General features: G+C 72.1%; 4 protein-coding genes and 1 pseudogene. All 5 read right to left on the bottom strand.

The window, feature by feature from the left end:
- Nucleotides 1-291 precede the first annotated feature (291 nt).
- Nucleotides 292-1,530, bottom strand: a complete 1,239-nt coding sequence (locus UW392_RS61890; RefSeq protein WP_320784308.1) for a cytochrome P450 — start codon at nucleotides 1,528-1,530, stop codon at nucleotides 292-294.
- Nucleotides 1,527-2,150, bottom strand: a complete 624-nt coding sequence (locus UW392_RS61885) for a GTP-binding protein (RefSeq protein ID WP_414497651.1) — start codon at nucleotides 2,148-2,150, stop codon at nucleotides 1,527-1,529. Before UW392_RS61885 ends, UW392_RS61890 begins: the two co-directional genes overlap by 4 nt.
- Nucleotides 2,131-2,502, bottom strand: coding sequence for a DUF742 domain-containing protein (locus UW392_RS61880; RefSeq protein WP_320784307.1), 372 nt, complete (start codon nucleotides 2,500-2,502; stop codon nucleotides 2,131-2,133). The genes UW392_RS61885 and UW392_RS61880 overlap by 20 nt, the downstream gene beginning before the upstream one ends.
- Nucleotides 2,499-2,909 (bottom strand): roadblock/LC7 domain-containing protein, encoded by a 411-nt coding sequence (locus UW392_RS61875; RefSeq protein ID WP_320784306.1) that lies wholly within the window; start codon nucleotides 2,907-2,909, stop codon nucleotides 2,499-2,501. The genes UW392_RS61880 and UW392_RS61875 overlap by 4 nt, the downstream gene beginning before the upstream one ends.
- Nucleotides 2,910-2,914: 5 nt before the next feature.
- Nucleotides 2,915-3,126 (bottom strand): annotated as a pseudogene (locus tag UW392_RS61870) (hypothetical protein); the annotation flags it as partial.

Raw genomic sequence — 3,126 nt, 5'->3', positions numbered from 1 at the left:
CGACGCCGGGCCCGGTGACCGGGTCGGCTCGCGGCGCGGTGGGGACGGGAACGGTGGGGCTGCGCGGGCGAGGCGCCCGGCCTGTCCCGGCAGCGCGGCGCAGGCGACGGGAACGGCCCCGTCACGCGAGCCACGTGACGGGGCCGGGCCCGCCCTCCCGCGCGGGACAGAACGGCAAGGCCCGGTCACGGCGCCGGACCGGACGGTAAGGCTCGGCACGGCGCGGGACAGGAACGCGACGCCCGGTCACGGCGTCGTGGGCTCAGGGGCGTGACCTCGACCGTGGCCGGGTCAGGGCGTGAACTCGACCGGGAGGCTGTCCAGGCGGGACTCCCAGGTGGAGGCGGTAGAGCTGAGTTCCTCCGGGGGGACGGCCAGCCGCAGGCCCGGCAGCCGGTGCAGCAGCACGTCGACGGCCGTCTCGATGATGGCCTGGCCGAGGTTCTGCGCCGGGCATTCGTGCGGACCCGCGCTGAACGCCAGATGGGACTGGTTGCCCTGGACGGAGACGTCGTCGTCGGGCCGTACCTCGGGGTCGTGGTTGCCCGCGGCCAGGCCCAGCACCAGCAGGTCGCCCTCCTTGACGGGGCAGCCGCCCAACTCCTGGTCGGCGGTGGCGAACCGGCCCGGCAGCACCGCCAGCGGCGGCGTGTTCCACATGACCTCCTCCACCACGGCGGAGAGGTTCACCTGGCCGCTCACCAGCCCCGTGAGCCACGCCGGGTCGGTGAGGACCATCTGCAGCGACCGCGCCAGCAGGTTGCTGGTCATGGTGGAGCCGGTGATCAGCACCAGCCGGAGGTGGTTGACGATCTCGTCGTCGTCGAGTCCGGCGGGGTGCTCGATGAGGCCGGTGGTGAAGTCGGTACCCGGCTCCTTGCGCTTGCGGGCGGTGAGTTCACCGAGGATCGCCATGATGCGGTCGTTGTGTTCGAGGGCGTCCGCACCACCCTTGAGAACGAGGTTCGCGGACTCGGCGAGGCTGCGCCCCTCCCCCTCGGCCAGACCGAAGACGCGGGTGAGCACCAGCATCGGCAGATAGTCGGCGAAGTCCGTCACGAGGTCCGCGCGGCCCGTGCCGGCGAACGCGTCGACCAGCCGGGCCGCGTGGTGCGTGGCGTGCCGGCGGATGCCGCGCCCGGCGACTGCGTAGAGGTTGTCGGTGACCGCGCCGCGCAGCCTGCGGTGCGGTTCGCCGTCCTGGGAGACGCAGTCGGGCCGCCACCCCACCATCTGCATCAGCGGGGAGGCGGTGTCGACGTGGCCGTCCAGGAAGTCCCGCCAGATGCGCGAGTCGCGGCTGAACTGGAGCGGGTTGTCGAGCACCCGCCGGTTCTCGCGGTAGCCGAGCACCAGCCACGCGGGCACGTCGCCCTCCAGCAGCACCGGCGCGACGGAGCCGTGTTCCTCGCGCAGCCGCGCGTAGATGCGCTGCGGGTCGGTCGCCGCATCCGGGCCGTACAGGCGGGTGACGCCCTCGCCGTGGGCGACGGGGCACCGGCCGGTGCCGGGGGGCATGGGGTCGTTCATCGGCTCTCCAGGGCGACGGCGGAGCGTTCCTGCAGGTGACGGATGAGAGTGACCAGCACATCGCGGCTGGAGGCGCGGTCGCGGGCGTCGAAGGTGACGACCGGGGTGTTCGCCGGAATGTCCAGGGCGTCGCGGATCTCGTCGACCGGGAAGTCCTGGGAGTCGGGGAAGACGTTGAGGGCGATGACGAAGGGCACCCGCTGCCGTTCCATCTCCTCGATGGCGCGGAAGCTGGACGCCAGCCGTCGGGTGTCCACCAGCACGATCGCGCCGAGCGCGCCCTTGAACAGGCCGTTCCACAGGAACCAGAAGCGTTCCTGGCCCGGCGTGCCGAACAGGTACAGCATCAGCGTGTCGTTGAGGCTGATCTTGCCGAAGTCCAGGCTGACGGTGGTCTGCGTCTTGTCGGCGACCCCGATCAGGTGGTCGACGTCGACGCTGGCCTGGGTGAGGGTCTCCTCGGTGGTCAGCGGCTTGATGTCGCTGACCGAGCGGACCATGGTGGTCTTGCCGGTGCCGAACCCTCCGGCGATCATCACCTTGACCGAGCGGGTGTCGCCCCGGCCGGTGCCGCCGGGCCGCCCGGGTGCCCCGGCGTGATCAAAGCCTTTGAAGTCCACTGAGTACCTCCTCAAGGAGCGCGAGGTCGGGCCCGCGACCGGCGTCGTGCACCGGGATGGGGTCACGGGCTTCGATCCGGCCTGCGTCGAGCAGGTCCGAGAGCAGCACCGCGAGAATGTTGAACGGCAGGTGGAGATGGGCGCCGAGCTCGGCCACCGACAGCGGGTCGCGGCAGCGCCGGAGAATCTCCTCGTGCTCGTGCTGCATGCCCGCGGAAGGGGCGGCTCGGGCGACGATCAGAGTCGCCACGTCGAGGCTCGACGCCGAACCGTCCGGCCGGCTGCGTCCCCCGGTGAGGACGTAGTAGCGCTCAAGACCGGACGGATCGGTCGGCCTGCGGGGAGCACTCATCCAGAGTGCTCCTCCAGGCGCGGGGTGGTGCCGAGCAGTTCGCCCATCCTCCGGGCGAGGTCCCTCATCTGGTGGCCGAGCAGGCCCTGGTCGAGGCCCTCCCGGGCGAGCACGCCGAGGTAGGTCTCCACACCGGCCCGGACGACGAAGAGATGGCCGCCGTCCACCTCGATCATGGCCAGCCTGAGCTGTCCCGCGTGGCTCGGGAACTGCTCGGCGACCGGCTGGGCGAGGGCCTGCAGGCCGGCCACCACGGCCGCGAAGCGGTCCACGTCGTCGGGGTCTTCGGCGCCGTAGGAGGTGATGGCCTTGCCGTCGCTGGAGGCCACGAGGGCGAAACGGATCTCCTGGATGCTCTCCACAAGGTCGCGGAGCGCCCAGCTCACGTCGGTTCCCTGGTGCGTCATGTGGACTAGTCGCTTCCTTCAGTGCGGTGCTCGGTGGTCTGGCCACCGGTGGTCGTGTCCCGGCCCGCGGGGTCGGCGAGGTCTCCGGAGACCGGAGGCGTGCTCAGCTCGCGGCCGGCGGTGGCGAAGGCGGCGAGCCCGGCGAAGGAGGCGTCCGGCGGGACGGCGGCCACGGCGGCGGCGCGGTCGGCCGGTACGGCGAGGGTCCGGGCGCCCG

Source organism: Streptomyces sp. CRN 30, assembly GCF_034105845.1.
The sequence above is the reverse complement of the archived record's forward strand: the minus strand, read 5'-3'. Positions and strand labels throughout refer to the sequence as shown.